Consider the following 1,007-nt stretch of genomic DNA (forward strand, 5'->3'; position numbering starts at 1 on the left):
GACGCCGACGGCGGCCGCGAGGGGGCCGAACCCCGGGGCGTCCGTCGGAGTCGACTCGCCGGGGAAGGTGCGCTCCGACCCGTTCCCCGTCGCCGCCGGGTCGGTACCGTTCGCGTCGACCGCACCCGCCGACTCGTTCGCGCCGGCCGCCGTCCCGTTCGCCGACCCGACCCCGCCAGACCCGGTTCCGGTGCCGTTCGCCGTCCCGTTCGACGCCGACTCCGCTCCGGTCGTCGTCTCTCCGGCGCCGTCGCCGTCCCCGCCGTCCCGCCGCCCGTGTCGGTCTCGTTCGGTCGGGAGTCGGCCGCCGTCTCCCCGCCCGCCGTCGACCGGAGCGTGGCGACGACGCCGGCGTGGTCGGAGGGCCACAGTTCCCGCGCGTCGCCGTCGACGGTGGCGGTCAGACGGCTCTCGGCGTCGGCGCCGACCAACCGCGCGTCCGTCGCGGCGAACCCGTCGACGAGGACGTGGTCCAGACGCTCGTCCATCGACCCCGGGCCGTCCAGCGTCGTCGCCCGACAGCAGGTGAAGCCGTCGGCGTCCGGGCGGGCCGCGTCCCACGCGTCGGTCAGGTCCGCCGCGAGCGTCTCGTAGGCGCCGCCCCCGAACGCCGGCCCGTCGTTCAGGTCGCCGAGGAGGACCGTCGGGCCGTCGAGGGCGGCGAGGGCCGCGGCGAGTTCGTCGGCCTGCGCGCCGCGGACGCTCTCGGAGGCGGATTCGAGGTGGGTGTTGACGACGGTGAACGCCGCGTCGCCCGCCGTCGCGGCGACGACGCCGTACCCGCGTTCGACGTCGAGCGTTCGGTCGCCCGCGGGGACGGTCGTGGTCTCGTCGAACGCCGTCGCCGACGCGTCCGTCACCTCGCGTCGCCGTCCGCGCGAACCAAGACGGCGTCGCGGTCGGTGAGGCGCACGCTCGTCCGGTCGCCGTCGACGACGCCGGGGAACTCCGCGTCGGCGTTCCTCGTCACCTGCGCCACCTCGTAGGACGCGCCGGCGTCGTCGAGG

1 protein-coding gene is annotated in these 1,007 nt (G+C 76.7%); it reads right to left on the reverse strand.

What is annotated here, in order from left to right; genetic code table 11:
- Window positions 1-860 (reverse strand): endonuclease/exonuclease/phosphatase family protein (locus GJ632_RS21700; protein ID WP_343161326.1); only part of this gene is annotated, 860 nt, incomplete at its 3' end.
- Between the last annotated feature and the right edge of the window lie 147 nt (window positions 861-1,007).

Source organism: Halogeometricum sp. CBA1124, assembly GCF_009741955.1.
In the GTDB taxonomy this organism is placed as follows: Archaea; Halobacteriota; Halobacteria; order Halobacteriales; family Haloferacaceae; genus Halogeometricum; species Halogeometricum rufum.